We start from the raw sequence: 21,393 nt of genomic DNA, 5'->3' as shown, positions 1-21,393 counted from the left end.
CTGCGAAAAGTGGAACTGGCAAAAAATCGGGCACACGGGTTTATGTGTCCGATTGTTGTTGACGTTTCTGATCGTATTCTGGATCAAACTCGTCGGTTTCGATATAAATATAGGCCTTTTTATCCGGTAATGCCCTGCGAATGACGCGTTCGATTTGGTTAACCACATCGTAGCTGACGCCTTCATAGGAATCCGCAATGTCAATTTTCGCAGCGATCATGACTTCCGTTGGACCTAAATGAACGGTTTTGATATCGATGACCTTTTTCACTTCATCTCGTTTAAACGCATCTTGAATTTTTATCAGATCGTTCTTTGAGACGCTCTCGCCAATGATTAGACTGTAAAATTCTCGTGCTAAAAAGATTGAAGCAAACATCAGCATCATCCCAATCAACAATCCGCTCAAGGCATCGAACATCGGGTTTCCAGTAACCATCGTCAATACGGTTCCGATAATTGCCAACACTAAACCAATCACCGCACAAAAATCCTCTGTGAAAATAATCAGAATTTCGCTGTGACGGCTTTCGTGCAGAAACTTGAATAATGGCAGCTTCTCTGTGTTCAGTTCATGAATTTCCTTGATCGCTATCCGCAACGAGCTTCCTTCTACTAAGATACCAAAGACTAAAATCGCTAATACGATTAGAGGATTGGCAACCTCATGGCTGGGATGGAATAATTTTTCCACTGCTTCCCAGATACCTAGTGCGCCCCCGCCAAAGAACAACATGGTGGCAACAATCGTGCTAAAAAAATACTTGGCTCGGCCTTCACCAAACTGATGCAGCTCACTTTGACCGCGAGCAGCACGACGATCACCAAATAATAGTAAAATTTGATTGCTGCAATCCACTACACTGTGGATACTTTCATTCATCATCGCGGCACTGCCGCTAAGCATGTAACCGACAAATTTACTAACAGCCACTAACACATTGGCCAATAAGGCCGCCAGTACCGCCATCGATCCCTGCGTCTTTTTCTCTTCCATTTGATTCACTCGCTTCCTAATGCCTCTATTATAAAGCAGAAGCGAAAAATCATGAAAGCAAAGCCCTTCAAGTCCGCTATTGTTTTCATGATTCTTTTAATAAGCAAGTAGACATCCCTTACTTTACGTCTTGAACTCCGTCATATTCTCGCGAAAACGCAACGGTAAATGATTGCGCTGCGCCACATAATTGGCGCGTTCATCGATTGTAACTGCCCGCAAGAAGGTTTTCCATTGTTGACGAATGTCCTGTTCATTACTCGCTTCGGCAAATTCTGGGCAGCTGGTGTTTTCCATTAAATGGATATTTCCGTGATCGATGATCCCCAATAGCTCGTGGGTCTCATCATAGATCATGATTTTTTCCTGAGGATATCTTTCCGCAAAGTGGGGACAAAGATAAGGCATCACATAATGCTTGGGATTAATCTTGCTAAAGAGCACATCGCCGACATACTCAAAACGAACAAAGCCCGTCAACAAATGATTTTCTCCCAACAGTGTGCGAATACTTTTTCTCAGGGCTAAAATCGAAGGATGGCCTAAATGATTTTCCAACAAATCCTTTGTCTGCAACGCGATCTCGATGGCATCTAGCAAATAGCGCTCTTTGCCTTCAAGTGTGGCGTAAAAGCCATTTTGAATAAACAAAAAATTTTCTGGGCGCAGACGTTGCCGCAATCGGCGATAGATTTTCTTGCCTCGTACTGGATCGGTTGCGACCCATTCTGCCAAAAACAAGCTTTCAACCGCGGTTTCCGGCGACAAAATCAGGGTTGGAAACTTTTTCTCACGAAAGCTGCGATCCACCACCGTCATAAAGCCAAGAAAACTGCCGTCATATTCCCAATGTTCCGCAGATTCTTGCATCCTAATCACCTACTCTTCGCATGTTCAAATCGTTCGACATCAAATAATGATAACTGTTCACTGACTGATTGTGTATTGTGCTTTTTCAATACTTCATATTGCTTTGAGGAAATCAAAGAAGTAATGATCCACTCAGGGTCTTTGATTAAGCCGGCAGGTGTTTCATGATTGCAGGCAATAAAATATTGTGCCCGTTTGATCACGATGCCTAATTTCTTTAAGTCGGTCAAATGGAGTCGATAATATTTACGCGCCTTAACAATGTTTTGCGCGCTTTTTGGACCGATTCCCGGAACGCGCAGCAGCTGATCATAGGTTGCGGTCTGGACATCTATGGGGAAGCGTTGATAATTTTGGACTGCCCAATTCGCTTTAGGATCAAGATAAAGATTAAAATTTGGCTTGTCCTCAGATAAAATCTCATCCGCTGTAAACTTGTAAAACCGCAGCAGCCAATCCGCTTGATACAGGCGATGTTCCCGCAGCAGTGGCGGTTCTGTCGTTACCGCAGGCAATAAATTGTCCTGATTGACTGGGATATAGGCCGAATAATATACCCGCTTCAATTGACATTTTTGATACAAATTCTCGGAAATCTTCACGATCGACCGATCACTCTCAGGACTGGCTCCGATAATCATTTGTGTTGACTGTCCGGCAGGCACGAAGCTTGGACCGCGCCGAACCGCTGGTAAAAATTCCTGTTCTTTCTTTACCGTCGTAATTTGCTTCATCGGCTTATATAAGTCAAACGGATCTTTGTCCGGAGCCAGTAATTTCAGACTTTCGCGGGAAGGAAGTTCGACATTGACGCTCATTCGATCCGCCAGAAAGCCTAACTCCTCAATCAATTTTTCATCCGCGCCGGGAATCGCCTTGACGTGGATATACCCGCGAAAGCCCTTTTCTTCACGCAAAATTTTCAAGGTCTTAATCAAGAGCTCGCAAGTGTAGTCCGGATTTTTAATAATCGCCGAACTCAGGAATAAGCCTTCAATGTAATTGCGCATGTAGAAATCCATGGTTAAATCCGCCACTTCTTGCGGCGTGAAGGTTGCTCGTGGAATCCCGTTAGATTTACGGTTAATACAATAGTGGCAATCAAAAATACACGCATTGGTAAACAGCAGCTTCAATAACGAGACACATCTGCCATCTGGGGTGAAGGAATGACAAATTCCCGAAACCTGTGTGCTGCCTACCGTTCCTGTCCGTGTATTATTTTCGACACCGCTGCTGGAACAGGAAACATCGTATTTCGCTGATTCCGCTAAAATTTCTATTTTTCTTTCCAGTTCCATCGAAAATCACTCCTTATACATACGAATGCCATCATTTCAAAAAAACAAGACATTTTATACGAACGTATGTTCTTATTTAACCAAAAAAAATGCGAATTGTCAAAAAAGAATTTGAGAGATACTCCTAAAGACGGATGAAGATGGCGCAGAATTTGCTATAATTTAAAGCATCCAATAGGACATAATAAAAGGAGTGGGAATAATGGAAAGGAAACAATATGTTTGTGATAAGTGCGGGTCGCAGCACTATACGTCTGACCAGTTTCAAGCGACTGGCGGAAACTTTGCGAAGATTTTTGATGTTCAAAACAAAAAATTTACGACCATCAGTTGTAAGCGCTGTGGGTATACGGAGCTTTATCGTGGAGAAACCTCTGACGGCTGGAATATCCTCGACTTCCTAATGGGCGGCGGGTAAATAAAAAAGCGGCGATCGCCGCTTTTTTATTTTTCCCTTGGTTATCGAACGACTACCGCATATTTTCTTGCATTGTAGATGTTTTCGAAAGTCGTACGACTCAACCAATACGATCCGCTGATCGGATCAGAGACATGGACTTGATTGCCGGCTTTATTAAAGCCATCCAAAGTGACCGCATGATTGTTGTTGGCAGCAACCCCAAAGTTCCAATTCCCCCAGCGAATCGGTTGGAAGTTGATGGTTACCCACACCACGACTGGATTGCCGTTTTTCACTTCGTTGATTAAGGTGTTCATTGAGCTCCCGGAAATATTTTGAACATTCCCGTATTTTTGTCCCCAGCTGGTCAATGGTGCTGGATAAATCGCGGAATAGGTATAGGAGTTTTCGACAAAAGGCGAACCAACGAATCCGTTATTAGGATTGCCATTTGAGGATTTCGGAATTGTATTTAAGAACGAACGCAGACTCCAATTTGTCAGCTTGCCTTTATACTGCAAGGCTTGAAGTAAAGAAGCGCCTTCGCAGCCGCTTGGTGCGCCTAATGCATATTGGTTGTAATTCTTCACTCCGAGCAGGCGATAATCTTCGTGACTCTGCTCACCACCACCAACCGCATACCAAGCGATCCCTTCATAACGCCAGCCAAGCTTTTTCAGCTGATCCCTCTCGGAAGTGATCGGCGTATAGTGATGGGCTCCCGCTTTTGCATTCGGATTGTATAGACGATAAAGCGGCGTACCTGAGCTTGGCGAATACCAAGAGATTCCTTCGTATCGCCAGCCCACCTTTTTCAAATGATCCCGTTCACCCGCATTTAACGTGTAATGATGGTCTCCAGCGTTTGGATTATATAGACGATAAACAGGATTTCCACTGGCTGGTGCTTGCCAGCCGATCCCCTCATAACGCCATCCGACAGAACGTAGGTGATCCCGCTCACTGGTCGTTTTTGTATAGAAATGCTCTCCGCTGTTTGGATTGTATAGGCGGTACATCGGAACCGATGCCGCAGCAGCTCTAAAGGAGCGAGCATTACCTTGGATCAATTCTTCTTTTGGTGCTTGTGTTTCATTGGCTTCGGTTTGCCCTTCTTTGTGAGGCGGCTCCAGCTGGACAACCTCGCCATTTACGACCGCTGTTTGCGGTTCTTCAACAGAGTCCGAAGCTTGAGTAATCTCCTGCGATGATTCTGAGCTAGACGTCTCCGACGAAAGAACGCTTTCAGAAATTTGACTTTCCATCACCGAACTACTTGTTGTTTCCGTAGAACTTTGGCCTGCAGTCTCTGCTTGAGTGACTGCAGGCGCTGCAAACGCTGCAAGAGTTACCACACAAACAAACAGTACACTTTTTTTCATTTAAACATCCCTTTCAAAAATAACAAAGCTAGATTCCATTTGTATTAATTCCTATATTGTACTTTTTTCGTTTAATTTAGTCTTATTTCCTGCCTGTAGGAACCATAAAAAATCCACTAAGAATATTCTCAGCGGATAATTATTTTATTTACTGATGGATACGCGCGTTGGACTCACCCAGGTGCCTGTCCCGAAGCCTAAAATTGTTTTGATTGCCGGAATAAAGGTTGTTGCCACTGTCAATGTATTCATCATCCAATAGATCAGCATGTAAAAAGGTGCAAAAATCAGATATTTGAGCTTCCGACCACCATCATCAATAATGAGCGCGGCCGCGACCTGCAGAAAACCAGCCAACATTTCAAAATTTATGAAGATGAAGGACAAGGTCAGCATATGGAAGACTCGATGGTATTCGCCCAAAATTAGTGAATAAATCATCATTCCAATAAACGGCACTGAAAACAGCCAATAATAAAGGCTCCACAAAATACTGAAGCTTTGATCTAAAAACAACAAAAACTGTTCAAAATACTTGATCGGATGCAGCGGAACCTTCTTCATATTGGTCAGCCACACTTCTGTTCCGCCTTTTGACCAACGTTTTCGCTGACGGTATAGCATTTTTAATGTGTTGGGAACACCCATGAAAAACATAATATCCGGCGCAAAGGTCGGTATCCAACCCTGCAGCTGTTGATCCCACGCGATACTGATGTCCTCAGTTGCCCGATCTTGGCGAAATAAGCCCACATCAATCAGGGCATCTTTGCGATACATTGTATTAGCACCACTGTAAGCATACATCGTTCCAAGGGTCCCTACCTGTCCCCGTTTGATCACTCCGACAATACTTGAAAATTCGACGGTTTGCGCCTTTTCAATGATCTTCGACCGATTTTGAACATCCATATTCCCAGTCACTGCCGCCACATTTTGATCGGCTTCCGTCATGAAGTAATTCATATACTTCCAAAGCGCATCGGCTTCAGGAATAGTATCTGCATCATTGCTTAATATGTACTCACCCTTGGCAAAACCCACGCCAATATTAAAGGCATGGGCTTTCCCTTTATTCTTTTCGATCCGCAGCACGCGTAATCGGGAATAGCGGCTCTGTAAACGAGCTAAAATTTCAGGGGTTTGATCGGTTGAACCATCGTCGGTAACAAGCACCTCATAATTGTGATAGTTCAGTTTATTTAACAAATAGTCCAGCGTATCTTCAATCACGATTTCTTCATTATGTGCCGGTACCATGATCGTCACAAAGGGCTCTTCTGAAATAGGAATCTTTTTGAAGGTCGTCCGTTTATAGCGATAAAAGAAACGATAAAAAACAACCTCGATCAACCAAATAAACGCACCAAGCACTGGATAACTAACTAAAGTGAACAGCAGCACATTTATTATTCCGTTTAAAATTGGTGAACCTGTATCAATCGCCATGCTGCTCTGCCTCCTTATAAAGCTCGCGAATCGTTGCATCCGCTAGATTCTTCTCCTCCGGCACAGAATAGTAACGGATTTCATGACGGGTCTCTTCTGAGCCAAAGCGTTCCGAATAGAAAGTATTCAACGCCGTTTTTCTGATGCCCAGACCTTCGTCATCGTAAAGCTTTTCTACCCGCTCGTGGTATTTGATTCGATGATTATTCCGCAGCACCAAAAAGAAGAGACCGATTGAGAGAATCCCCAGAGAAACTAAAAACTGAAAGCCCGTGTGATAATAAACCGCCTCTCCCGTACGATCCTTCCACACATGATAGACTTGTGAATTATTCTTCAAAAGTGTCGATGAAAGTGTCCAATAAACTGGAATACCTACAGCAATCCAGCCGATAATCGTTAGTATACCAATATAGAATTTATTCCTCCAATAGCCTTTTTCAAAAAAGTGATCCTTTACAAAACGTTTCTCTGATTCATGGCGATCTTCTTGCTCTCTCATGCTGTCTTTTCCCGCTCTCAATCTTTTTCAATCATTATGACTTCATTTTCTGAAAACACAACAGTTTTGTTTTCATTCATTAACAGAATTTAATCTTTTTCCTAAAGCAACCGATGTTTACCAATTTTGTTATCGGCGGTTGATACTCTTTTATAGACAAATAAGCTAAAGTGTAATCAAGGGAGATGAAAAATATGAATAATCAGAAAAATCCGATCGCGAACAACCTGCGATCATTAAGAAATCGAAACAATTGGTCCTTAGAATATGTCGCAGAAAAGCTAGAGGTCTCACGTCAAGCCGTTGCTAAATGGGAAAGCGGCGAGTCTTTGCCAGACGTATTGAAGTGTGACGCACTAGCGAATTTATACGAGGTTACATTAACGGATCTCATCAGACACAATCAAGAAGAAGAAGGGGTGCCGATTGGACCAGCCGGCAAACACATTTTTGGAATCATTCCTGTGGGGGCACGGGGACAGATTGTTTTACCCAAGAAAGCTCGTGATCTTTTCAACATTGAAACGGGTGATACCTTAGTGGTTCTTGGCGACACGAACCCAGCTTTTCCCGGCATCGCTTTGATCGACAGCCAAAGCTTCATACAACTAACAGGAAATAGTCTTGAACCGCTTTTTAATCGAAAGGAGGAATCCTGATGAACCTGATGGAAGTCACAGAACTGACTAAAAATTATCCGACATTTTCCTTAAAAAATGTCAGCTTTCAAGTACCAGAGGGAAAAATCATCGGATTGATCGGTATCAATGGTGCCGGTAAAACTACTATTTTGAAGACTTTATTGAACCTGATTCTTATTGATCATGGAAATGTTACGATGTTTGAGAAACTCTTTTTGGAGAATGAATTGGCCTGCAAGCAGCAGACTGGGGTTGTTCTAGGCGGCATCGATTTTTATAAGGAGAAGAAGATCAAAGACATTACGAAAGTGACGAAGCGATTTTACGAAGATTGGGATGAAGCAGCATATCAAAACTTCTTAACGCTTTTTTCCTTGGACCCTAATAAAAAAGTCAAGGAACTTTCCGCTGGGATGCGGGTGAAATATTTGATTGCCTTAGCTCTGTCTCACAAAGCAAAACTATTTATTTTTGATGAGCCTACTAGTGGTCTTGATCCAGTTTCACGGGATGAGCTGATGGAGATTTTTCTTCAAATCGTTGAAAATGGAGAGAAGAGCATTCTTTTCTCCACGCATATTACCTCCGACCTAGAAAAATGTGCAGATGGCATTGTTTATATCAAGGCAGGAGAATTGGTCAAAGCAGCGCCGAAACAAGAATTCATTGATTATTTCCAAAAGCTGAAACGCCCTGAGGAAACAGAGGCGCTGAGCTTGGAAGATATTATGGTACGAATGGAGAGAAAACACTATGATTTCTAACTTACTCTATAAGGAATTTCGTCTGGCCCTTCATCCTAATTTGATTGTCTTTACACTGATGGGACCACTCATTTTAATACCTGGATATCCCTATACAATGGTCTTTCTTTTCAGTTTGATCGGGAATTTTATTAATCTGATGTATACACGAGAAAACAATGATATCTATTATTCTGCTTTGCTTCCATTGAAGCGTTCGGAGGTTGTTTTAGGAAAATGGCTAGTTTTATTGATCTCTCAGCTATTAACGATTGTAATTTCTATTCCTTTTGCCTTTCTACGACTTAGGCTTCTATCCATGCCAAATCCTGTGGGAATCGAAGCGAATGTGGCGCTTTATGGTTTTGGTCTGATCATCTTCAGCTGCTTTAATTTCATCTTTCTAACAAGTTATTTTCAAACAGGCTACAAAGTCGGGACTTCCTTTTTAAAAGCGTTAGCTCCAGCGACTTTTATCGCGATCATCGTCGAAGTTCTTGTCCATTTTCCACAGCTGGCTTGGTTGGATTCAGTCGCTTTTGACGGACAAATCAAGCAGCTGCCTATTTTAGCTGCAGGCCTGCTGATTTATCTTGTTGCCATGTGGAGAACCTATAAAGTTTCTGTTCGTCGATTTAGTCAAGTGAATTTATAAGCTCTACGAAAAAAACGTTTTGATCGTTTGCCGATCAAAACGTTTTTTACTTCTCGAAATACCCCGTCCAAGAGAGTCCATCGTCGTTTACTTTCGCTCCGACAAACTCTTTCTGAGTGGCTTTTCTGACCAATTTCCCCTCACCGGTCAGATCCTCCAGCAACTCTTTATGGCGCGAGTATGTCACCTTTTCTAGCTCATTTAAGTCACGATTCGTGAAAAAATCTTCACTAGGCGCAACCTGTTCTGTCTGCGAGAAATCAGGCGTTTCCTGCTCCTCAACAGCAACATCCTTCCTTTGAGTAAACCAAAAGAATAAAAATGCTGCACCCAGTACACCAACCAGTGCCACTACTTTCTTCATTACGTCCTCCCCTGAAGCATCTTCTTACTTTTAGTATGCCACAGTTGAAAACGTTTTTGAATGAAAAATTAATTGTTTAGCGAATATTCCTTTATTTTTGAAAGAAATATATGAAGACGCCTTATTTTCCTGAAAAAAATAAAATGAAAATCAGCTTGTTTTACTCAAACTCTTCGTATTCATTCGGATCTTGACCATCAATGCGGCCATCCGCCTTTTCTAAAAGATTGATTCGCTCAATTTCTGTTTGAGACAATTCAAAATCGTAAATAGCCAGATTTTCCCGCTGATGTACCAAATTCCGGGATTTAGGAATAGGAAGAATTCCCCGTTGCGTATGCCAGCGTAAAATGATTTGTGCCGGTGTTTTTTCGTATTTTTCGGCTAGCTCAGTAATCACTGATTCCTTCAAGGCATCGCTGCCGCGACCCAAAGGACTCCACGCTTCAGTTATAATCCCGCGTTCCTGATTTGCTGCGACCATTCGTTCTTGCACCCAATAAGGATGAATCTCGATTTGATTAACCGCCGGTGTCACACCGGTTTCTTCAATGATCTTATCTAAATGCTCTGGTTCAAAGTTAGAAACCCCGATCGAACGGATCAGTCCTAATTTTTGCGCAGTCACTAGCGCCTGCCAAGCTTCAACGTAAAGTCCTCGTTTTGGTAAGGGCCAGTGAATCAAATACAAATCAAAATAGTCTAGTCCCATCCGAAAGAGTGACTCTTGGATCATCATCAACGCGTCTTCATAGTGATGGTACTTTCCTGGCAGCTTTGTTGTTACAAAAAATTCTGAACGAGGAATGCCGGAACGACGAATCGCTTCTCCAACAATTCCTTCACTATCATAATTCGTGGAGGTGTCTAACAGACGGTAGCCATCCTGGATCGCCGTTAAAACTTGATCAAGCCCTGCGCCTCCACGAATCTGGTAGGTGCCTAAACCAATCGCTGGTATCTGATGCCCGTCATTCATCGTAATTAATGGTGCTTTCATCATCAAAATCCTCCTTTTATTTAACCGCTCCATCAATCATGGAGCACGTTTCAATTTCTACCTTACCATCAACTTCTTCTATCTGTTAAATCCTCTGCTCACTTTAAAAGAAATACTTTTCAGATAAGGCAGAAAAAAATGCGGAAAAGAGGTATACTACTGATTGAACACTTTAGAGGGAGAAGATCACAATGGATTCAATTATTTGTATCGTTTTGGGTATGCTGTTTGCAAATGGTGTTCCCCACTTTGTCAAAGGGATCACCGCTGAAAGATGGGATGTTCCTTGGAAAAAACCAGCTTCTGCCTCCACAAATGTCCTATGGGGAATAGCAAATTGGCTGGTCGTCGTCATCCTTTACGCACTTTTCAAACCAGATGTGAATAGTTTTGATGCCGCCTGCTTTTTAATTGGTATGGGCATTACCGGCTACTACCTTGCCCTGCATTGGTCAGAAAATAAAAATGAAAATGACGCTGCCTAATTCAGCAGCGCCATTTTTTTATGCTTCAATTTCCGCTTTTTGTTTCTTCGTCAGCTTCTGATAGACTAGCTGATACGAAGTTTCTATCAGTTGCTGAATCGCGTCATCCGACAACTCGTCGCTGGCCAGCTTGATAGAGTTCCAATGATTTTTGTTCGTGTAGTATCCCGGAATCACTGTCCCGGAATAAATCTCCCGCAGCTCTTCATTTTTTTCCGGCAAGTTTTTCAAGGTAATAATCGCATCCTCGCTCGCCTGATCACTCATCATCCCGAACATCTTGCCCTGCAAATCAAAATAAAGTACTTCCCAATCTTCGCGAAAATAAACTTTCGCTCCCTTTAGCGTTTCCCCAAACGTTTTAAACCCGTTGATACGTTGCTGCATCACTGAATTTTCCATAGCTCCTCCTCTGTCACGCCCCTCTAACTCAGGAACAGATCACTTTACTAATTAAGGTATCATGCAACGAAGGGACAATCAAATACAAAAAAGCCGCCCATCTTTTTAAAATAGAAGGGCGTACTTCGACAAACGTTTTTTTAATAGTTTTTTCCCTTTTACTATAAAACTACGCGAATAACTATTTCATTCTTTACGCTACAAATCTTGCCCTTTAAACAACCAATAAGCCGCAATAAAGCCCACTATCCCTGTCAAAAAGATACTTCCAAACGTTATCAGATCATCCTTGAAGGGCAGGTCCATCAAGCTTTGAACAACTACCGCTGACCAAGGAATGAGCTTCGCCATTTTGAAGGGCATATTCATGGCAAACATTTCGATCCCCGTAAAAGCCAAAGCTACCATGATTGTTGGATAGAATAGCTTTCGCTGCAGCACACTTACCGTTAACAAAGGGACGGCTGCTACAAAACCTAAGAGACAATACTTGAGCAAGGTAGTTATCAAAATTTTTGTCCCCGCCATACCAAAAGTATTTGCAAAGATCAGCCAGCCGCCAATCGTATAAATGATGACAACGCCAATTAGTGTCCCAAAATACCAGAGGAACCAGATCGCTAATTTTCCCATAAGAAAACGTAATCTTGAGGTGGGAGCGGTCAATACATTGTTGATCGTTCGATCTTCATACTCTCGCTGCATCAAAAATGTAATAATGAAGCCACTCAGGATGGACAAAACTGCCCCTACCACCACATACACGCTCATCATCCACGTTTGATAATTTTCTGGCGGATGTTCAACAATCACTAAATCTTTGAAAACCATAAAAGCAGAGGCAAATAACGCCAACAACGAGCACACAGCGAAAATCCGATTGCGTTTCAGCTTCATCCATTCAGCAGAAATGATATTAAGCAATGCCAACACCCCCTGTAATCGTCCGAAAATGTTCCTCTAAATTGTCTGAACCGATAAACAAGCTAGAAACCGCTATGCCATTTGTCCCAAACAATCGATTGAGCTCTTGTGGCTCATAGGTAAAATCAAAAATTTTGATCGTGTCACTTTCGTCTACCGTATAATTGGTCACATTTAAGGCTTCCTCCAATAAGCGAGTGGCTTGATGAACATCTGATACAGTAATACTGATGTAGCGTTGATTGTGTTGGGCAATCTGACTCATATCGCATTCCTCCATCAGATCCCCTTCATGCAGGATGCCAATAATATCCGCGATTTGTTCAATCTCTGACAGCTGATGACTGGAGATCAAAATGGTTTTTCCATGTACCTCTGCCAACTCCTTCAATAATTGACGAATCTCCGCGATCCCGATCGGATCTAGTCCGTTGGTTAGCTCATCCAAGATCAATAATTCCGGATCATTCATAAGCGCATTGGCAATCCCTAAACGCTGCTTCATTCCCAATGAATAGTTCGCAAAACGTTTATGCTTCGCTTGGGTCAGATCAACCAGCTTTAAGGCCTTTTCCACACTATTTTTTTGGACCTGTCCCTTCAATTTAGAAAAAACGCGCAAATTCTCAGGTCCAGATAAATACGGATAAAAGCTTGGTGTCTCGATAATATTTCCAATTCTTGAATAAACCTCCGGGTGTTTACTGGGGGCTTGACCGAATAACCGGACTTCCCCAGAGCTTGCCTTTGCTAAGCCTAAGAGTATTTTCATGATCGTCGTTTTTCCCGCACCGTTACGACCTAGCAGCCCATAGATCTTCCCCTTAGGAATTGCCATCGAAACGCCTTTGACAACAGTCTGATCATTGTATTGCTTTGTCAAAGCGGTTGTTTTAATAATAAAGTTGTCCATAGCGACCATCCTTTCTATACCTTTAGCTTAGCAACGCTACCTTGTCCTAACCTTGCCGAAGTCTTGTTTTTTGCTGGTTTATTTTGGTAAGCGGACATAAAAGGTGGTTCCTTCACCTAATTTGCTGCTGGCGGTAATCGTGCCCTGATGAGCGGCGACCAGCTCTTGAACAATTGCCAATCCCAAGCCGTTGCCCTTTGACCCGCGAGCTTCATTCCCTTTATACAAACGATCAAAAATACGCGGCAGATTTTTCTCAGAAATTCCTTTGCCGTTGTCGCCAATTTCAAGCTGCAGCAGCTGATTTTCCTCCGTCAACTTGATCGTCAGCTTATTTCCCTGACTATGCTTCAAGCTGTTTTCCAATAAATTATCAACAATCCGACGAAAAGCCGCGACATCCACCTGGTAATACAGTTCCTTTTCAGAGATTTGAATATCATAGGAAAATTGCGGCTCCATCCGTGGAATCCATTCACTAACAATTTCCCGCAGCAGCTCTGCAACATCGTGGGTTTCAAACTGATAGCGGCGTTCTCCTGATTCAAGATTGACCCATTCAAACAGCGTGTCGATATATTTTTCCAATTCAAACGCTTTTGCCTGTGAAGCCTGTAAATACTCCCGCTGCTCCTCCTCCGTGACCAGACCATCGTTAATCGCCTCTAAATAACCAATCAAGGAAGCCAAGGGGGTCCGAACGTCATGAGACAAGCTAGTGATCAGCTGGCGGTATTCCTTCTCCGAAACCTGCAGACGACTCAGCTGCTGCTTGATTTCTGCAACAATTTTATTCAAACGAAAACAAAGTGCTGCAACGTCTGAACCTTCATCCGCAATTATTTTTCGATCAAGATTTCCTTCACTGATATCTTCCAAAACCTCCATTGCTTGAGCAATCTGTTGCTTATTCGTGCGAAGACGTGCCATCAGATACAAACAAGCCGCGGCCAGTAAGAGACAAAGACTGCTTAAAATCATCATTTCCTATCCCTCCTGGTTAAACCGATAGCCGACACCGCGAACGGTTTGAATGAAGAAAGGCTGCGTCGGGTCCGGCTCGATTTTCTTCCGCAGCTTGCTGATAAAGGACATGATATTACTATCATCAAAAGCATACTCATCGCCCCAAACCTGCTGGTATATTTGCCGCTTCGTAAAAATTTGCCCCTTATGGGAAGCCAAAAAGTACAAAAGATCGAACTCTTTTCCAGTCAATTCCAGCGACTCCTCATTCAATAAAACGATTCGCGTCTGCGTATCGAAGGACAAGTGATTTAACGTCAGCGTCTTTCCTCCTGCCGCTGCACGATTAAAGGTTGTGTAGCGCCGAACCAGCGAATCAATCCGAGCCATCAGCTCCGCCATGCTAAAAGGCTTCGTCAAATAATCATCCGCACCCAGCTGCAGGCCGCGAATCTTATCCGCCTCCTCGTTCTTTGCTGTCAACATCAAGACCGGCACCACACTCTCCTTGCGAATCTCTGTTAGAATGCTCAACCCGTCAATTTGCGGCAGCATAATATCCAATACGATCAAGTGATACTCCCCTGTTAAGGCCATTTTCAATCCGCCCGCACCCGTATGAGCAAACGCCGCCTCATACTCAGCACGCGTCAAATACCGTTCAATAATCGAGCACAGCTCTTGATCATCATCAATGATCAATACCTTTATTTTCTCCTGCATCGGTCTTCTCCTTATAAAAATAATGGTTTTATTCTTAATTTTAGCAAAGATCACCCACGTTTCGGATGAAAGTTTCAGAGTTTAGGAATAAATAAAGAGACAAAAAAACACTCTCCAGCTGGTAAAAGTGTTTTTGCGATGGTGGCTGTAGATTTTTTATGGGGTTAGTGCTTTGGAATTGGAGAAATTTTCTGGGTGAATTGGTTGTGTGATAACATAATTTGCGTTCCATTCATTGTTTTAGATTTAGATGCCTGGGCTAGGCGTAGGTGTTGAAGCGTCAGGGAAATTTACATTCCACTATTTTAAATTAGATAAGCCCCAGGAAATACTTTCTCTACGGCAATGACATTTACATTCCACTCTTTTAGATTTAACCCACCCTAAATTATACCTGTTGCCACTTGGTCTTAGAAGCACTTTTCTGTCGATCACAGGGTTACGCCCTCATCGCCGAGCAATCATAACAACGATTTCCAGTACAATCTCTTTGATTTCAATTATTTTATGCTGCTGTCGTAACTACGGGGATTTCTGTGTTTTTCAGGTCGACAGATTTTTTCTACTACCACTCAAGTTTTCACTGATTCGGCTTCAATTGAATGTGAAATAGCCATCCGCATTGTTTAAAAAAACGGATGACTGTTTAGTTATTTCATTCCATGACAAATAAACCTTCAAAAGGGGATTTTTTTAATTTTGCAGTTTGAAGAGAGTGTCTCTAGATGATTGTAAACAATTTATTTTCGTTTACGTTTCCTACTTTTCTTTTTATCTTCTTTAGCTTTCTTCGTCCCTTTTTTGGCTTTCCTGATCAGCCCGTCCTTATATTCGAGTTCTTTTTGCTTCTCGCTTTTCGGCTTCTTGTAGCTCTCATAAGGGAGCTTCTTTTCAGCTGAAAGTGCCATGGGTCTTGGTGTAGAGGATTTCTGGGATTTGGTCTTGGGCGCTTCTTTTACTGCGGCAGTTGCTGATTCGCTGATTGGTTCGTTTTTTTGCGTTGTCTCAGCAGGAATTTCAGTAGAGTCTTCTTTTGCTTCATCCTTTTTAAGTTCTTCCATCCGAGTATCGGTCAATACAATTCCTTCTGGCAATAATGCCTTTACTAAGTTCAATTTTTCGTCTTCTGTCATATGGCTAAAGTCAAACTCTGTTAGCGCTTCCTCTTTTGAGCGGGCGGTCTCAACTTTTACAGACTCCTCCACGACTTTACCTTTTCTGATTTTTGGATGACGGGTGCAGTTTTGAATATCGGAATTTTCTAGCTTAACAAAACGGCGTATGCCTTCTTTCTCAAAAATAGTTAACGAACTCATTAACTCTAAGACGGCATCAATTTTCATCCCAGAGGAATTCGAGTCCGCATCCCGCAAACTCCATGTATGAAGCTTGCCGACTGCATCTTCAAATGTGGAAAGAATCTTGTATTGCTGACCATCGGTTTCCTCCACAGGTGTTGTTGGGGTGAATAAGTATTTTTTGCAGTCGCTCAAGCGATTGTTAAAACGATGGTATTCATTTTTATTTTTGTATAAACGGTTTTTGACCTGTGCCCACTCTTTCTCCTCTTTAAAGTAATTCTGGAACAACGGACCACATTTGCGCAGAACATCTGTTGGCTCCGCAAATAGAAGAATTTCTCTGATTAAATCACTGCAGAAATCAGAAAAATCACTGATGCACAAAGAATGCCGGATCAGCACCGCGACCAAGTATTGAATAACAGTATCTGAATCAGATGAATCTGCATAAAATTTTGAAATTCGTTTTTCAAGATTTTCTCTTCCCATAGTATAGATAGTTATTTGTGATAATGGCTTTGTTAACATCGATTTTCTCTCCTTCTACTTCTAATTTATACATCCTCTTTTTAGTTTCCTTTTAACTTCACCTCTATATTATATAACAGGAACAATCTTAAAAAGTTGCCAACATTTTTATTTTTTCAATAGGAAAAGAGTTTTTTGAGTTCCGTTTTACGTTTTACTTCCACACAAAAAACCGTTTGTTTTCCAGAATGACAAAACAACTATTTTAGTTATTTGTTTAATTTATTTTTAGATATATAGTATTATTTAAGTACACACATATTTATTAATCATTATTTTCAAACAATAGGGAATTGGAGGGATCTTAGTGAAAAAGAAGATTGGGGTAAAGCTAGGTATTACATTCGCTGTCTTGTTTAGCTTTCTATTCGCTTCACCAACGCAACAATATCAGGTAGAAGCAGCGAAAACAAAGATCGAGAAGAAAGCGAGCATTAAACGAACAGCAAACAAAAAAGTAACGGTAAAAGTGAAGAAGTATATTGATGGGGATCGAACACGTTTTAAATTGAATAATGGCAAGACGGTCACAGCAAAATATTTATTGATCACGGCACCTGAGCTGAAAAAGGAAAATCCTTATGCACAAGAGGCGAAGGAACGCACCAAAGAATTGTTGAAAAATGCCGAAAAAATTCAGATTGAATATGACAAAGGTGCGAAACGCGATAGTAAAAAACGTGAGTTGGTTTATGTTTGGGCTGATGGAAAATTAGTGCAGGAAACGTTGGCAAGCGAAGGTTTGGCAATGATGACGAGCACCAAAGGCAAGAATACGAAATACCTCGATAAAATTAAAAAGGCCGAAAAACAGGCAAAAGATCAAAAACGAAATATCTGGAGCATCGAAAATTATGCTCAAGGTGATAAAGGGTACAGTCAAGCCGCGGCAGATGAGTATAAAAAGGCTCAGTCAGAAGCGTTAGCGGCAAAAAAAGCGGAAGAAGAACGGCTGCAAAAGGAACAGGCTGCAAAAGAAGCGGCGGAAAAGCAAGCCGCAGAACAAGCGGAAGCGGCTAGAAAAGCGGAACAGAAACGACTCGCTGAGGAAGCCGAAGCAGCCAAGAAAGCCGAGGAGGAACGTCTTGCCCAAGAGGTAGCTGCTCAACAAGCAGCAGCACAGGCGCAAGCAGAGGCAGAAGCGCAAGCCCAGCAGCAAGCACAAGCGGCGGAAGCCGCACAGGGGCAGACCGTCTATATCACTCCAACCGGTAGTAAATACCACACCCATAAATGCGGCAACGGCACTTACTCGCCTGCCACACTAGAAGAAGCACAAGCTCGTGGGTTAACGCCTTGTGCCAAGTGTTATTAAAAGCGATCTTTTAATAAGGAACATTAATAAACGGCCAAATCCGATGGAGTCTATCGGATTTGGCCGTTTCTCTTTTTTTCTGTTTAATACAGAGATTTTAGCTTACTTAGTTCATCCAGCATCGCTTTTCTTCTCGGATAATTCGTCTTGAATTCCTGCATCAGACGCTTTCCTCGAAGATTTCCGCCAGAAATCTTCGTCATTCCCTTCATTAGATCAGCGATCGCACGATACTTTTGACGATTCGATACAGGGGCTGCTAATTGCCGTAATTCTTTCTCATATTTATCTAGCATTCTTTCAGGAAATCTGTCTTTCAATAAGTCAAAATGCTCACGTACCTTATACAATTCAAGGGAATCTTCAACATACGTCATTAATTGCTCATAATCTTTTTCTTCTAAATAGAGACGATCCATAAAGTCTTTTCCTTCTAACGCTGAATAAATTCGTTGCCTAGCAGCTGGCCATTCTTCTTTTGTATAATTTGCCTTTAATTCACGGAAAATTTCGATATTCCCTGGGTCATCGGTTAACAAAAGCTGCCACAATTGGTCAAGATAGCGATCCTTATCTCCTAAGGTATTATAGATTGCTTTCAGCACATGGCTATATTCACTGACTAACCCTAGATAAGAATGATCCAATTTAATGCTTTCTTCCAATGTCTTGATGGCCGTTGAATAGTCCTTTCGAGCGAGTGCGTTTGCGATATATTTTTTACGAACTTCGCTAAACGCCCAGTAGCGAGTATACTGTTTCCTTACCTCTACTTCAGATTTTCCCTCTTGTTCCATCATTTCTATAAGGAAAACAGCCCACTCAGATAACTGAAACTCCCTTCGCCAGCTTTCCATCGCCTCTGCTTCTTCAATCATTTTTTTAGCGAACCGCAGCTTAACCTCTACGAAGCTAGCTTCAGGAAACCCAACGCGAATAATTTCCTCAACATATTCCTTTGAGTACTCATCATCAGAAACCGCTAGTTTCTTAGTGAACCAATCAAACATCCGTTTCTTTTTGTTTAGCTTCACCTCTGCTAAAATCGTTTGCCATCTTTCAAAGCATTCTGACAGGATCATGGTGATCTCCCCACCAGAATCATCCATTTCAACAGTGTCGACTCGATTAACCAAATAGCCGAGAACCTCAAAAGCAGCTGAATAGTCGTTCGCTTCAATCAGCGGATCGACTTCATCTGTTAAGAGCCCTAAGATATCCCCGCCAAAGGTAAAAGCGTTATGATAATCAATAAACCCACTATAGTCTTCATAGGTATCAAAAATATCAGCGATTTGATTTATAATATAGCGGACACTTTCCGCTGAATAATTAGACAAAAATTCTCGAGCAAACTGATGGGCTAATTTTTCATCGTTAACGATTGCGGACAATAAAAAAGAGCGAATCATTGTTTCATCTGCCGTCATCACAATTTTTTCTAATTCCTCTGCTGTATCTGAACGTTGAGCTGAATTCTGCTCATGAAAAACATTTCGCTCCTCACACATGAACAAAACAGCCACCATATGTTTACAATTATTTCCCTCAGCCGCATAGGGACAATCGCAATGCAGTTCTGTAATTTGATCTTCTGTATATTCTATCGTTACTACGTAATGCTCAGATCCTTCAACAACCGCGTTGACCAGTGCTTCACGAACCTCAAAATCATCGACTACTCCCGCCATAAAATACTCATATCCCCGTTCAAGGATGCGCGCAGGGAAAAGATCTTGCCACATCATTTAGCTCACACTCCTTTTCCATCAGTCTAAAATAAATCTGAATAAAAAGCACGAATACTTTTGATGCTATTCTCTTTACTCCGCACACGCAAAAAGGATGCTTCTCACATTGAAAAGCATCCTTTTCGTGTATCATTCTTTAAAAAGCTTAAACACCACCACTATCCACTGTCTCGAAGTTCTCCGCGCCACCTAGATTATCTATTTGGAAGGTGGCATCGTCTTCGTCATAACGCAATGTAGCCTTCTTATACCGGAAAACCTGACTCACGTCCTCCGTGTCGTCGGTGTAAACCGTATCATAATAGATCAGGTATTGGACCGTATAGATGTCTTTGCCTGTCAGACTGACCGATTCGACTTTAGCTTTGGCATCGACGCGTGATTTTTTATCGCTCGTGCGAATATCGTTGATAAATTTCTCGAAGTCTTTTTCGTCCGCATTGCCCAGCCCGTTGACAAAATATTCTGCCAGCTCGCTTCTTTGTGAGGAACCAAAGCTTCCGTATCTAGACGTATAGCCTGACAAATCGCTGTATAAATTATCTAAGAAATTCTGCACATCTGCTTCCGATTGGACATGATCAAAGTTCAGGTTAATCTCCGAGGCATAGCTGTCTGCGTTATAGTCATCCGCCAGAAACTCGTTGGCTGCGATTTGATACGTATCACTTTTTAGTGAATCACCGGCTGTCTTAAAGTCCAGCTGGACCTCCATCCCCTGATGCCAAACGACATCCTTGATCTCCGCCTGCCCTTTTTCGATCGTGGCGACCTCCTTGTTATTCAGCAGAACCTTTGCCCCATCGATATTTGAGGTAACCTTGAAGGAAATTTTGTGGAGATTCATTGCTACATGGCTATCGGTTTCAAATTCAGGATTGTGATAGCGGATCAGCGATTGCTTCGAAACGGACTTCTCGCTGTCTAATTTTCCTTCCACCTGATAACTTCCCGGAGTCAACGGACCCCAAGTCGTCTGATAATTGGTGCCCTTTGACGTCGCCAGCTTTTTATCATCTAAAGATAAGTCCATCCCTGCTTGATCTGTCGTGACCGTCAAGTAGACCGGCTGAATCACTAGCTGATAGCGCGGAAACAGACCAAGATATTTTCCTTTCGTTTTAACAGAAAAGTCTTCTAAATGCCCGGGATTATTTTTTAAGTCCGCCAAAAAATCAGCAAAATCTGCTTTGTGGCTGCTTTCTTGATAGTAGCTGATAAATTTTTTCAAATTTGCCGCGGATACCTTATAGTTGGAATCTTCCGAGGTGATGACCTCCGCCATTTTTTCAGGATCTTGTGTTTTGAAGGTTCGCTCCAAACGGCTCAGCTGCTGAGGATAGCTGTAATAATGGCGGCCAAACATAAAGCCGCCCACTAATAATACGATGAGCACTAATCCCGTGCTGATCCCGATTTTTTGCTTCTTTGACAACGGCTTTTTAGCTGTAGGAGCTGGTCCCACCGCAGCCGTCAATCGTTGCCCGCAATTCGGACAAAAATCAGCGTCTTTCGGAACTGATTCGCCACAGTTTGGACAGAAGCGGTCATTTTTCGGTTGTGGTTGCTGTTCTTCTTCAGTGAAAATTTCCGATGTTTCAACGCTTTCTGACGTAAACGGATGCCCGCATTCCTCGCAAAAACGCGCATCTTCCAAATTTTCATGACCACAATTTGGACAATTCTTCATTTGTACCCTTCCTGTTCTGTTGGTTTTCACCATTGATTCAAGTCTTTGTCTTTCCTATTGATTGTAGCAAAGATCCTAATAAATGAGGATA

Annotated in this window: 22 protein-coding genes; 6 read left to right on the top strand and 16 right to left on the bottom strand. The window is 42.2% G+C overall.

The features are described 5' to 3' along the window. Positions 1–40 precede the first annotated feature (40 nt). From RV13_RS11675 to RV13_RS11665, 3 genes are all read right to left on the bottom strand, one after another. On the bottom strand, positions 41–997 hold the full coding sequence (locus RV13_RS11675) for a cation diffusion facilitator family transporter (RefSeq protein WP_010747279.1): 957 nt from the start codon (positions 995–997) through the stop codon (positions 41–43). A gap of 123 nt (positions 998–1,120) precedes the next feature. Beyond that, positions 1,121–1,867, bottom strand: coding sequence for a TIGR03915 family putative DNA repair protein (locus RV13_RS11670; RefSeq protein ID WP_028020844.1), 747 nt, complete (start codon positions 1,865–1,867; stop codon positions 1,121–1,123). Between the two features lie 5 nt (positions 1,868–1,872). Then, positions 1,873–3,168: a putative DNA modification/repair radical SAM protein gene (locus tag RV13_RS11665; protein ID WP_060789397.1), complete on the bottom strand. Its 1,296-nt coding sequence runs from the start codon at positions 3,166–3,168 to the stop codon at positions 1,873–1,875. A 202-nt stretch (positions 3,169–3,370) separates the two neighbouring features. Between RV13_RS11665 and RV13_RS11660 the strand changes: the two genes are divergently transcribed. After that, positions 3,371–3,586, top strand: a complete 216-nt coding sequence (locus tag RV13_RS11660; RefSeq protein ID WP_010747282.1) for a zinc ribbon domain-containing protein — start codon at positions 3,371–3,373, stop codon at positions 3,584–3,586. A 41-nt stretch (positions 3,587–3,627) separates the two neighbouring features. Here RV13_RS11660 and RV13_RS11655 read toward each other — a convergent pair whose 3' ends face one another. From RV13_RS11655 to RV13_RS11645, 3 genes are all read right to left on the bottom strand, one after another. Further along, entirely contained in the window at positions 3,628–4,950 is a 1,323-nt protein-coding gene (locus tag RV13_RS11655; RefSeq protein ID WP_010747283.1) for a C39 family peptidase, read from the bottom strand. Positions 4,951–5,094: 144 nt separating this feature from the next. Beyond that, positions 5,095–6,399 carry a glycosyltransferase family 2 protein gene (locus tag RV13_RS11650; RefSeq protein ID WP_010747284.1) on the bottom strand — a complete coding sequence of 435 codons (1,305 nt, stop codon included), beginning with the start codon at positions 6,397–6,399 and terminating at the stop codon, positions 5,095–5,097. Continuing rightward, complete coding sequence (locus RV13_RS11645; protein ID WP_010747285.1) at positions 6,389–6,901, bottom strand: hypothetical protein; 513 nt, start codon at positions 6,899–6,901, stop codon at positions 6,389–6,391. The genes RV13_RS11650 and RV13_RS11645 overlap by 11 nt, the downstream gene beginning before the upstream one ends. A gap of 194 nt (positions 6,902–7,095) precedes the next feature. Here RV13_RS11645 and RV13_RS11640 point away from each other — a divergent pair, with 194 nt between their 5' ends. Genes RV13_RS11640 through RV13_RS11630 form a run of 3 tightly spaced genes read left to right on the top strand, consistent with a single transcriptional unit; the run spans position 7,096 to position 8,940 of the window. Beyond that, positions 7,096–7,560, top strand: coding sequence for a helix-turn-helix domain-containing protein (locus RV13_RS11640; protein ID WP_010747286.1), 465 nt, complete (start codon positions 7,096–7,098; stop codon positions 7,558–7,560). Then, a complete protein-coding gene (locus RV13_RS11635) occupies positions 7,557–8,306 on the top strand; it encodes an ABC transporter ATP-binding protein (protein ID WP_211276171.1) in 750 nt (249 codons plus the stop codon). The genes RV13_RS11640 and RV13_RS11635 overlap by 4 nt, the downstream gene beginning before the upstream one ends. Further along, complete coding sequence (locus RV13_RS11630) at positions 8,296–8,940, top strand: ABC-2 transporter permease (RefSeq protein ID WP_010747288.1); 645 nt, start codon at positions 8,296–8,298, stop codon at positions 8,938–8,940. The genes RV13_RS11635 and RV13_RS11630 overlap by 11 nt, the downstream gene beginning before the upstream one ends. Before the next feature lie 46 nt (positions 8,941–8,986). Here the strand turns inward: RV13_RS11630 and RV13_RS11625 are convergent, their stop codons facing one another. Both RV13_RS11625 and RV13_RS11620 read right to left on the bottom strand, forming a co-directional pair. Next, positions 8,987–9,304: a hypothetical protein gene (locus tag RV13_RS11625; protein ID WP_010747289.1), complete on the bottom strand. Its 318-nt coding sequence runs from the start codon at positions 9,302–9,304 to the stop codon at positions 8,987–8,989. A 160-nt stretch (positions 9,305–9,464) separates the two neighbouring features. Further along, positions 9,465–10,304 (bottom strand): aldo/keto reductase, encoded by an 840-nt coding sequence (locus RV13_RS11620; protein WP_010747290.1) that lies wholly within the window; start codon positions 10,302–10,304, stop codon positions 9,465–9,467. 191 nt (positions 10,305–10,495) lie between these two features. On the opposite strand from RV13_RS11620, the gene RV13_RS11615 reads away from it, so the two are divergent. Next, positions 10,496–10,789: a hypothetical protein gene (locus RV13_RS11615; protein ID WP_010747291.1), complete on the top strand. Its 294-nt coding sequence runs from the start codon at positions 10,496–10,498 to the stop codon at positions 10,787–10,789. 18 nt (positions 10,790–10,807) lie between these two features. On the opposite strand, the gene RV13_RS11610 is transcribed toward RV13_RS11615, so the two are convergent. The 6 genes from RV13_RS11610 to RV13_RS11585 form a co-directional block, all read right to left on the bottom strand. Further along, a complete protein-coding gene (locus RV13_RS11610; protein WP_010747292.1) occupies positions 10,808–11,191 on the bottom strand; it encodes an MmcQ/YjbR family DNA-binding protein in 384 nt (127 codons plus the stop codon). A 198-nt stretch (positions 11,192–11,389) separates the two neighbouring features. Next, positions 11,390–12,124: an ABC transporter permease gene (locus RV13_RS11605; protein ID WP_249024479.1), complete on the bottom strand. Its 735-nt coding sequence runs from the start codon at positions 12,122–12,124 to the stop codon at positions 11,390–11,392. Then, positions 12,108–13,028: an ABC transporter ATP-binding protein gene (locus RV13_RS11600; RefSeq protein ID WP_010747294.1), complete on the bottom strand. Its 921-nt coding sequence runs from the start codon at positions 13,026–13,028 to the stop codon at positions 12,108–12,110. The genes RV13_RS11605 and RV13_RS11600 overlap by 17 nt, the downstream gene beginning before the upstream one ends. A gap of 78 nt (positions 13,029–13,106) precedes the next feature. Further along, positions 13,107–14,012, bottom strand: a complete 906-nt coding sequence (locus RV13_RS11595) for a sensor histidine kinase (RefSeq protein WP_010747295.1) — start codon at positions 14,010–14,012, stop codon at positions 13,107–13,109. Between the two features lie 3 nt (positions 14,013–14,015). After that, positions 14,016–14,717 (bottom strand): response regulator transcription factor, encoded by a 702-nt coding sequence (locus RV13_RS11590; RefSeq protein WP_010747296.1) that lies wholly within the window; start codon positions 14,715–14,717, stop codon positions 14,016–14,018. A 740-nt stretch (positions 14,718–15,457) separates the two neighbouring features. Continuing rightward, complete coding sequence (locus tag RV13_RS11585; protein ID WP_010747308.1) at positions 15,458–16,546, bottom strand: hypothetical protein; 1,089 nt, start codon at positions 16,544–16,546, stop codon at positions 15,458–15,460. Positions 16,547–16,853: 307 nt separating this feature from the next. Here RV13_RS11585 and RV13_RS11580 point away from each other — a divergent pair, with 307 nt between their 5' ends. Further along, entirely contained in the window at positions 16,854–17,861 is a 1,008-nt protein-coding gene (locus tag RV13_RS11580; protein ID WP_010747309.1) for a thermonuclease family protein, read from the top strand. 83 nt (positions 17,862–17,944) lie between these two features. On the opposite strand, the gene RV13_RS11575 is transcribed toward RV13_RS11580, so the two are convergent. After that, complete coding sequence (locus RV13_RS11575) at positions 17,945–19,609, bottom strand: SWIM zinc finger family protein (protein ID WP_010747310.1); 1,665 nt, start codon at positions 19,607–19,609, stop codon at positions 17,945–17,947. 148 nt (positions 19,610–19,757) lie between these two features. Next, on the bottom strand, positions 19,758–21,302 hold the full coding sequence (locus RV13_RS11570; RefSeq protein ID WP_010747311.1) for a zinc ribbon domain-containing protein: 1,545 nt from the start codon (positions 21,300–21,302) through the stop codon (positions 19,758–19,760). Between the last annotated feature and the right edge of the window lie 91 nt (positions 21,303–21,393).

Source organism: Enterococcus raffinosus, from assembly GCF_001886185.1.
Taxonomy (GTDB): domain Bacteria; phylum Bacillota; class Bacilli; order Lactobacillales; family Enterococcaceae; genus Enterococcus_A; species Enterococcus_A raffinosus.
This window is presented reverse-complemented; position numbering and strand designations above follow the sequence as displayed.

Bases quoted from the DNA above. Each gene is read 5' to 3' on its own strand.
- RV13_RS11675 (WP_010747279.1), bottom strand. From the start codon at position 997: ATGGAAGAGAAAAAGACGCAGGGATCGATGGCGGTACTGGCGGCCTTA.
- RV13_RS11670 (WP_028020844.1), bottom strand. From the start codon at position 1,867: ATGCAAGAATCTGCGGAACATTGGGAATATGACGGCAGTTTTCTTGGC.
- RV13_RS11665 (WP_060789397.1), bottom strand. From the start codon at position 3,168: ATGGAACTGGAAAGAAAAATAGAAATTTTAGCGGAATCAGCGAAATAC.
- RV13_RS11660 (WP_010747282.1), top strand. From the start codon at position 3,371: ATGGAAAGGAAACAATATGTTTGTGATAAGTGCGGGTCGCAGCACTAT.
- RV13_RS11655 (WP_010747283.1), bottom strand. From the start codon at position 4,950: ATGAAAAAAAGTGTACTGTTTGTTTGTGTGGTAACTCTTGCAGCGTTT.
- RV13_RS11650 (WP_010747284.1), bottom strand. From the start codon at position 6,399: ATGGCGATTGATACAGGTTCACCAATTTTAAACGGAATAATAAATGTG.
- RV13_RS11645 (WP_010747285.1), bottom strand. From the start codon at position 6,901: ATGAGAGAGCAAGAAGATCGCCATGAATCAGAGAAACGTTTTGTAAAG.
- RV13_RS11640 (WP_010747286.1), top strand. From the start codon at position 7,096: ATGAATAATCAGAAAAATCCGATCGCGAACAACCTGCGATCATTAAGA.
- RV13_RS11630 (WP_010747288.1), top strand. From the start codon at position 8,296: ATGATTTCTAACTTACTCTATAAGGAATTTCGTCTGGCCCTTCATCCT.
- RV13_RS11625 (WP_010747289.1), bottom strand. From the start codon at position 9,304: ATGAAGAAAGTAGTGGCACTGGTTGGTGTACTGGGTGCAGCATTTTTA.
- RV13_RS11620 (WP_010747290.1), bottom strand. From the start codon at position 10,304: ATGAAAGCACCATTAATTACGATGAATGACGGGCATCAGATACCAGCG.
- RV13_RS11615 (WP_010747291.1), top strand. From the start codon at position 10,496: ATGGATTCAATTATTTGTATCGTTTTGGGTATGCTGTTTGCAAATGGT.
- RV13_RS11610 (WP_010747292.1), bottom strand. From the start codon at position 11,191: ATGGAAAATTCAGTGATGCAGCAACGTATCAACGGGTTTAAAACGTTT.
- RV13_RS11600 (WP_010747294.1), bottom strand. From the start codon at position 13,028: ATGGACAACTTTATTATTAAAACAACCGCTTTGACAAAGCAATACAAT.
- RV13_RS11595 (WP_010747295.1), bottom strand. From the start codon at position 14,012: ATGATGATTTTAAGCAGTCTTTGTCTCTTACTGGCCGCGGCTTGTTTG.
- RV13_RS11590 (WP_010747296.1), bottom strand. From the start codon at position 14,717: ATGCAGGAGAAAATAAAGGTATTGATCATTGATGATGATCAAGAGCTG.
- RV13_RS11585 (WP_010747308.1), bottom strand. From the start codon at position 16,546: ATGTTAACAAAGCCATTATCACAAATAACTATCTATACTATGGGAAGA.
- RV13_RS11575 (WP_010747310.1), bottom strand. From the start codon at position 19,609: ATGATGTGGCAAGATCTTTTCCCTGCGCGCATCCTTGAACGGGGATAT.
- RV13_RS11570 (WP_010747311.1), bottom strand. From the start codon at position 21,302: ATGAAGAATTGTCCAAATTGTGGTCATGAAAATTTGGAAGATGCGCGT.